Origin of the sequence: Candidatus Bartonella washoeensis Sb944nv, assembly GCF_000278135.1 — a bacterium.
In the GTDB taxonomy this organism is placed as follows: Bacteria; Pseudomonadota; Alphaproteobacteria; order Rhizobiales; family Rhizobiaceae; genus Bartonella; species Bartonella washoeensis.
Genome location: NZ_JH725023.1, coordinates 1 through 6,924, shown reverse-complemented (window position 1 = coordinate 6,924; position 6,924 = coordinate 1). Strand labels below are relative to the sequence as shown.

Here is a 6,924-nt window from a genome sequence, read left to right as displayed (position 1 = left end):
AATCGCGTGGCAGCAGGGCGCTTGCAAGAAATTGCCAATATCTTCGATGTGCCACTTTCCTTTTTTTACGCTGATCTCTCAACCAAAGACAATGCCGCATATCCTAGTGACGAAGCAATCTCGAGCAAAGAAGAATACCTTCTTTTGCAAGGTTTTAGAGTGCTCAAACCTAAAAAACAAAAAGCAATTTTGTGGTTGATTGCTGAGGGATAAGAAAACACGCTTTTCATGTTTGTTGCTATGAGCACGCGCTTTAAATGGCTTTAAATGATAGACTGTTATCATAAGGTGTTTAGGTCTTGCTGTGCATTGCGTAAACCCTCCAAAATGCATCCGCTCATTTCAATAAAAAGCCGTAAGCTTCTCTTCTTCCTAATCTGTTTAGGTGAATCACAAAAAAAACTTGTTTGTCTTCATAGGTGGGATTGGTGTGTGGGTGAAACTGTTCGAGAAAGGTGCAAGCAACTATGCTTTCTGATGAATCGTCTTCATTGCAAGAGAATAGTCCAGCAATATTGGGAGTTGGAAAATACCAAATACAATGATGATGTCGGTTTTGGGCGGTAGCTAGTTGGGTGGTGCTCTGAGGGTGGGGGAGTGGTTTGGGGTTCTATGGCTTTTGGTTATGCCCCTTCATGGGGGCAGTGTTGCGAGAGGGCTTTTGCGTGTTGAGAGATGTTTCTTGAAAGAAAGTGGCACGGGTGAGCTGCATATTATGAAGCAGCTGCACAGCGTGCATGAGAAAATATTGCCATTTAAGAAAATAGGAGGCCACGCAAAAACAGAGTCGTTTTGTTTGTTCTGTTGTTTGCAATCAATTACTGCCAGATTTGGTGACTGGACCGGTTAATTGGATGATATGCCCCATTTTGCGCGTCGGTTGCACAGAGCTTTTGCCATATAAATGCACCGATGTGCGCTCTTGTTTTAGAAAATATTTGCTCTCATTTAGATTGTTGCCAAGAAGGTTGATCATTTCGCAATCGCTGTGGCGATAAGTGCTGCCCAAAGGAAGCCCACAAATGGCACGGATATGCTGTTCAAATTGTGAAGTTATGCACGCCTTTTGTGTCCAATGACCAGAGTTATGTACGCGAGGTGCCAATTCATTCACTAAAAGGCTACCATCTATTAAGACAAAAAATTCAATGCAAAGAACACCAACATAATTTAAGGCATCCATAATTGTTACGCTGATTTCTTGCGCGGCTTTCTGCACGCTAAGCGGTACACGCGATGGAACAAAGGATTTATGGAGGATGCCATTTTGGTGCTGATTTTCAGGGCAATCATAAAAAATATGCTCCCCTTGAAGTGTGCGCGCCGAAAGAACCGAAATCTCCGATAAAAAAGGAACTATCTCTTCCAAAATCGATGGCTGCTCCTGAAAAGCCGTAAAGGCTTCCTCAATGGCTTCTTCATTTGGACGATTCAACATTATCTGATTTTTTCCATCATAGCCAAAGCGACGTGTCTTCAAAAGACCTCGTCCATCTAGTGCTGAAAGTCCCGAAATCAAAGAAGGATGATCATCAACAGCATGCCACAACGCTGTGCGAATCCCTTGCGTGTTCAAAAATTGCTTCTCAAGCAATCGATCTTGCGTAATCTCTAATGCTTTGGAAGAGGGATAAACAGGTTTGCTTTTTTCTACATATTGAACTGTTTGAAGCGAAAGATTTTCAAACTCATAGGTTGCGACATCACATAGAGAAATAAAACGATCTAATGCCGAAGTATCATCATATGGGGCAACAATATGCTCATTGGCTGTTTGTGCCGCTGGGCAATCCGTTTCAGGGCAAAAAACAACTGTGCGAAATCCTAGTTCTGCTGCTGCTATGGCTAACATGCGTGCCAACTGCCCTCCGCCTATTAAGCCGATTACGCTTCCCGCAGGTAAGATGTTTAATGAGGTAGGGGTGCTGGATGAAGCAGAGGGGGTGGAAGAGGCAGGGGGGGTGGAAGAGGTGGATGTGCTGGAAGAAGTGGGGGTTTTGGAAGAGGTGAGTGTGTTAGAGGGGGTGGGGGTGCTGGATGAAGCAGGGGTGCTGGATGAAGCAGGGGAGCTGGAAGAGGTAGGGGGGGTGGAAGAGTGTGTCATTTTAAACCTCAGTTGTAGGAATTTGTGCGACACTGGCTGTTTGTTGTTGACGCCAATCTTGTAGCCTTTGTGCCAGATCTTCATCGTAAACTGCCATCACAGCTGCTGCTAAAAGCGCTGCATTAATAGCTCCTGCTTTGCCAATTGCTAATGTGCCAACCGGTATTCCCGCGGGCATTTGCACAATTGAAAGCAAAGAATCTTGACCGGATAAAGATTGTGAGTGCATTGGAACCCCAAAAACCGGAAGTGGCGTCAGTGCTGCTAACATACCAGGAAGATGCGCTGCTCCTCCAGCCCCAGCGATCAAAACTTTAAAACCTGCCGATTTTGCTTCTTTCGCAAATTGGTAAAGTCGGTCAGGAGTTCGGTGTGCCGAGATGATATGCGAAATATGAGAAATACCAAGGCAAGTCAAAGTATCTGCACTATGACGCATCGTTTGCCAATCCGATTGGCTGCCCATTAAAATCGCTACGTCACATGATTTTTTCGTCATTCTGCTTCCTTTTCAAGTGTTCAAGGCGATTCTTGTCCTTTTATTCTTTAAAAGTCTTATACTCTCTTTGCAAAGTCAATTGATGACAAAACAACAGTTTTTTCAATTGCGCTTTAGGGAATGGATTGAAAATTGCAAGAAAAGTTAAGTGTGGGAAAGTTCTTCTTTTTACAAAAGCCAATAATAATAAACGAACGCACTAAAATGAAGTGCCAGTTTGAGCCCTATTGCACACTTGCTTGATCGTGTGTCTTCGTCAAATTATGTTTTTGTTTCTCACCTTCTTAATGGAATTACCGTCCCTTGCGTAAAACAAAATGTTCCCTCTAAAAGAGAGCGCGTTATGACGTTTCATATTCACCACCTTGTTTTAAAGAGACATTTCTTTATGTTCCCAAGCGCATTTCACGACACCGTTCGTGAAGGGTATAACGCAAAATCCATTGGAGACCACCATCTTTACATTACATAAAGGTGCAAGCCGATGCCGTCATACTCTTTGCTTGCTCACAGCGTTGCGACTGCTTTTGCAGTGAAACGGTTCATAAACGGTTTATAAGAAGGTATCGTTGCGTCTTTCTTAAACGTTTTTTTATCTATATGCAAAGCCGGCTTTTTATCGTGCAAGGGAATGGTTTTGATTGATTGACTATAAACAGATGTGTCATGAAAAAATCTTATGATATTCGGTGTTCTCATTCAATGTGCAAAATGAGGCAATGTGCAAAATGAGGAATTATCTTTATAAATCAATGTATTGTCGTGTTAGATTAACGATTCTATGCTGCTGTTTTGCATATGTGAAAGAAAAGGCCGAATATGAAAGCAAAATAAGAAAGAGCGCATTTGTCGAATAATTTGCTTGGACAGCATGAATTCCCAAATCATTTCTCAAAAAAGAGTAAAAACATAAAATCAGAGCCTTGTGGTACACAAACTCTATCGTTTCTCGTTGTTTTGCAACTGTTGTTTTTGTCATATCAACAAGTGTCATATCAACAAGCGATGGATTGAACAGTTCAAGTTTTTGTCTCTCTTAAACCATGTAAGACACTTCAAATATGAATGCGCTGGAAAGTGTGCTACAGAGCAGGGTAGAGATTTGAAGCGAAGATTTTAAGCTATAGGATGCGCGTGTGGTTCTTGGTGGTGGTTTTTGCTGGGACTGACGAATGGGGTTGCAGAGTGCTGTAAGGGTGGAAGCTACAGGATATGCATGAGGGGTTGGTGGGAGAGGGTTGCAGGATGGGGAGAGAGCATTGAAAAGTGCAGGGCAGAGTGAAATGAAGGGTTAAAAGACCGTTTTTTGACGCTTTTGTATCACACGTTTTTATACCAGTCTGCGGTTTTCATAGCTGTTTGCTTCTGTGTTATCGTAAAAGCGTCAATGATGAATTAAGGGGATGAAAAACAAGAGGGGATCAGTGTTGTGCGTGTTCTAGCAAATGTTATGCAAGGGGAAAAGTCGCAACAAGGGGTAGCAAGGTGTCACAAGGGTGATGGAAGAAGTGTGTAAGGGATGAGGTACAAAATGGTGTGGCATGGATGCAGGGAGCACATTGCCCTATGTTCACTTCTTATTAAAAGTTTCGTTTCTTATTAAAAGTTTCGTTTAAAAATGTTCCAATGTGGTTTTATCAGAAGCCTTTTTTACTTTTTTCTGTTTTATCGTAAAAACGATAAAATTTAAATCTGTAAAATGGAAAGACAGAGGGATTATCGATTAGAAGCGTTTTAAAAGATGCAATGAGGAGTGCTTTCAAGCTGCCCTTCAGGGAAGTGCGTTAAAAGGTGCGTTAAGAGTACAAGGAGAAAAGTGGTATGGTGCCCATGGTGGTGAACAGTGCTTGAAGGTTTTGTTGGAGGGGCGGGTAGAGAGTTCTGATCGAGGGGATGTTGAAGGCATGAGCTAAAGAGCAGGTGGCGCGTTGCAGTGAAGGCTTTAAGCGAGAGGATTGCAGGTGTGGTGCTTGGTGGTGGTTTTTGCTGGGGTTGATTATGGGCAAGAGACGTGTGTGGTGAGGGGTTTCAGTTCAAGCGGGTGCGATGCGCGTTAGGTGGGGTGGACAGGTGAGAGGGATGGGGCCATGAAGGTGGATGAAGGAGGTGCGTTGAAGTTTTGAGACAAGGTGTTGCAGAAGGGTTGAGGAAAAGAGAACATAGGTGGGCTTTGAAAGGAGGGCGGTAGGTGTTTTTGATGCTGTTGTGATCGTGGTGATCGATGTTATTGCGCATAGGATATTTCAAAAGTTGGTGCTGCTTTTAAAGGAAAGATATGAATGCTTTCATCGGATTTGCGAAAGGGTTAAGCAGTGTTATGTTTGAGACAAAGGATGATTGATGGTTTTTTCTTTATAACCATGTAGGGCTTGGCATTGATGGTTGAGGTGATGCATGAGGGGCTTTTGGGGCTGTCCTTTTCAATATTTGCTAACTTCTGCATTGAGGAGAGGGGTAGAAAAGAGAGCATAGGGTGGGCTTTGAAAGGAGGGGGTAGGTGTTTTTGAGGGAGGAATTTCTGGCAAGATGCTTTTTGGGAAAGAGGCGCTTCTGAAAAGAGGCGCTTCTGAAAAGAGGCTCTGGCGATGAGATTTTAAAGCGGGTAGGTGTTTTCAAAGGTTATTGCGGTGGTATCTTTTTTGGGGAGGTTTTGAAGAGACATTTGTCGGAAAAATGGTGTTTTCTCATTTCTTATGCATTGAGGAAAATGTATTAAACTTGCTCAAAAGGTTATGGACATACATCGGTAAACGCTTTCCCTGAGTGTCTCAGGGAACCAATATAAGAGGTTTCGTCTTTCCTTTTTGTTGAATTTTTGTTCACAAAGCTAAGAAAATAGAGTATGAACGCTAGAAAATAATGCATATCTTTAAAAATGTGTAAACGATTAAAAAGAATTATTAACCATAAAGGAAAAGATTGTTTATGTCCAAAGAAGAAGTTTTGGAATTTTCAGGAATTGTAACCGAACTCCTCCCCAATGCGATGTTTCGTGTGAAACTGGAAAATGATCATGAAATTATTGCCCATACTGCTGGAAGAATGCGTAAAAACCGTATTCGTGTGTTGGCTGGTGATAAAATTATGGTTGAAATGACCCCTTATGATTTGACAAAAGGCCGGATTACATATCGCTATAAATAGAGTATGGCAGGTTTGTACTTTCATTGAAAGCGGTAGTCTTTTTCCCAAAATGCTTTTATGTTTTTTTCAAGAATGAAAAACTTTAAAAAGGAAATAAAAATTTTAAAGCAACAAAAAAATTAAAAATGATTCAAAGGATGCGAGGGATCGGTGTGTAAAGAATTTTAGCAGTTCATATAAAGAGGGCTGGTAAAGAGGGCTGGTGATGTCAAAGCGAATAATGTGGTGGCTAAAATCACTGTGAGGGGGCAGCAATGGGAATCATAAGGGAAAAAAGTCTAGGAAAAAACCATGCAGAAGAAAACCAGTTAGAAGAAATTCAATTGGTGCTTGCTTCTGCTTCGCCACGTCGTTTGGAGCTCTTAGCGCAAATTGGTCTTGATCCTCATCGTGTGTATGCAACCAATATCGATGAAACACCAAAATTAAGAGAACATCCTGCAACTCTTGCAAAGCGTTTAGCAAAAGAAAAGGCACTTAAAGCACAAGAAAGTTTGCTGTGGTGTAATCAAAAAAGCCAAGAAGCTCAATCAGTGCAGAAAACACTGATTTTGGCTGCCGATACTGTGGTGGCTGTGGGGCGGGTTATTCTCCCAAAACCAGAGGATGAAGATGAGGCTTATGAATGTTTGCGCTTCCTTTCTGGACGTTCCCACAAGGTTTATGGGGCACTTTGTGCGCTCAATGAACGGGGAAAAATAACCGTAAAATTGGTCGAAAGCCGCGTCCGTTTTAGACGGTTGACCTCTGCTCTTATGAAGGCTTATCTGGCTTCTGGAGAATGGGAAGGAAAAGCTGGTGGCTACGCTATTCAGGGAAAAGCTGGCGCTTTTGTTGTTCAGATTGTTGGCTCTTATTCCAATGTAGTGGGGTTACCATTGGCTGAAACAATGGATCTCCTGGTGGCTTATCGTTATCCGCTTTTGCAAAATTGGACTGGAGAAATGCACGAGCGAATTTATTGACAGGCAAACACAATGGAACAGGGTAAAAAGAAACAAGAAAAGGGACAGAAAAACGAAAAAAAAGCGAGATCAGAAAAAATACTGAAGTCGCGCCAACAAATTACACAGATGCAGCAAATGCCAAAAGAGCCAAATTTAACAAAAAAAGAGATATCTTCGTTGCGTCCTCCACATCCTTGTCCAATTTGTGGTCAGATGTCCCAACAAAATGC

At 42.2% G+C, this 6,924-nt stretch carries 6 protein-coding genes and 1 pseudogene; 5 read left to right on the top strand and 2 right to left on the bottom strand.

Features of this window, described 5'->3' with window-relative positions; genetic code table 11:
* Positions 1-213: pseudogene (locus MCQ_RS02540) on the top strand (helix-turn-helix domain-containing protein); the annotation flags it as partial.
* A 601-nt stretch (positions 214-814) separates the two neighbouring features.
* On the opposite strand, the gene MCQ_RS02530 reads toward MCQ_RS02540, so the two are convergent.
* Positions 815-1,852 carry a 5-(carboxyamino)imidazole ribonucleotide synthase gene (locus MCQ_RS02530; RefSeq protein ID WP_245256374.1) on the bottom strand — a complete coding sequence of 346 codons (1,038 nt, stop codon included), beginning with the start codon at positions 1,850-1,852 and terminating at the stop codon, positions 815-817.
* Here MCQ_RS02530 and MCQ_RS09525 point away from each other — a divergent pair.
* The gene (locus tag MCQ_RS09525) at positions 1,815-2,168 is read left to right on the top strand and encodes a hypothetical protein (RefSeq protein WP_245256373.1); all 354 of its coding nucleotides are present in this window, start codon (positions 1,815-1,817) and stop codon (positions 2,166-2,168) included. The two genes, MCQ_RS02530 and MCQ_RS09525, sit on opposite strands and share 38 nt — an antisense overlap.
* Here MCQ_RS09525 and purE read toward each other — a convergent pair.
* Positions 2,106-2,603: a 5-(carboxyamino)imidazole ribonucleotide mutase gene (gene purE / locus MCQ_RS02525; protein ID WP_006923358.1), complete on the bottom strand. Its 498-nt coding sequence runs from the start codon at positions 2,601-2,603 to the stop codon at positions 2,106-2,108. The two genes, MCQ_RS09525 and purE, sit on opposite strands and share 63 nt — an antisense overlap.
* A gap of 2,925 nt (positions 2,604-5,528) precedes the next feature.
* Between purE and infA the strand changes: the two genes are divergently transcribed.
* From infA to MCQ_RS09520, 3 genes are all read left to right on the top strand, one after another.
* The gene (infA, locus tag MCQ_RS02515) at positions 5,529-5,747 is read left to right on the top strand and encodes a translation initiation factor IF-1 (RefSeq protein WP_004857577.1); all 219 of its coding nucleotides are present in this window, start codon (positions 5,529-5,531) and stop codon (positions 5,745-5,747) included.
* A 254-nt stretch (positions 5,748-6,001) separates the two neighbouring features.
* On the top strand, positions 6,002-6,712 hold the full coding sequence (locus MCQ_RS02510; protein ID WP_006923356.1) for a Maf family nucleotide pyrophosphatase: 711 nt from the start codon (positions 6,002-6,004) through the stop codon (positions 6,710-6,712).
* A gap of 12 nt (positions 6,713-6,724) precedes the next feature.
* On the top strand, positions 6,725-6,924 hold a 200-nt coding region (locus tag MCQ_RS09520), incomplete at its 3' end, for a DNA gyrase inhibitor YacG (RefSeq protein WP_006923355.1).

What these genes read in the sequence shown, in the direction of transcription:
- MCQ_RS02530 (WP_245256374.1), bottom strand. Translation starts at nt 1,852, where the DNA reads ATGTTAGCCATAGCAGCAGCAGAACTAGGATTTCGCACAGTTGTTTTT.
- purE (WP_006923358.1), bottom strand. Translation starts at nt 2,603, where the DNA reads ATGACGAAAAAATCATGTGACGTAGCGATTTTAATGGGCAGCCAATCG.
- infA (WP_004857577.1), top strand. Translation starts at nt 5,529, where the DNA reads ATGTCCAAAGAAGAAGTTTTGGAATTTTCAGGAATTGTAACCGAACTC.
- MCQ_RS02510 (WP_006923356.1), top strand. Translation starts at nt 6,002, where the DNA reads ATGGGAATCATAAGGGAAAAAAGTCTAGGAAAAAACCATGCAGAAGAA.